This is a genomic window from Myroides sp. N17-2 (assembly GCF_002286775.1).
Classification (GTDB): domain Bacteria; phylum Bacteroidota; class Bacteroidia; order Flavobacteriales; family Flavobacteriaceae; genus Flavobacterium.
In genome coordinates, this window is record NZ_NSGJ01000055.1 from 1 (window position 1) to 260 (window position 260).

The 260-nt window shown below is 40.0% G+C and carries 1 protein-coding gene; it reads left to right on the top strand.

What is annotated here, in order from left to right:
- Window positions 1–260, top strand: a 260-nt coding sequence (locus CF599_RS19570; protein ID WP_216821878.1) for an MBG domain-containing protein, incomplete at both ends; no start/stop codon positions are given.

Consider the following 260-nt stretch of genomic DNA (forward strand, 5'->3'; position numbering starts at 1 on the left):
AAAGATGGTATATCTAGTACAGAAGCGCCAACAGAAGCAGGTGATTATACTGTAACAGCCATAGTAACAAATGGCGATAATTATAAGGCATTAGAGATTAACTCAACTCTTACAATAGGCAAAGCAGAGATAACAGGGGTAAGCTTCCCAGCCGACTCAACTACTTATGATGCTAATCCACATCGTATAGCAGTATTAGGAGCGCCAGCAGGCTCAACAGTTGTTTACACTTATGAGAAAGATGGTATATCTAGTACAGA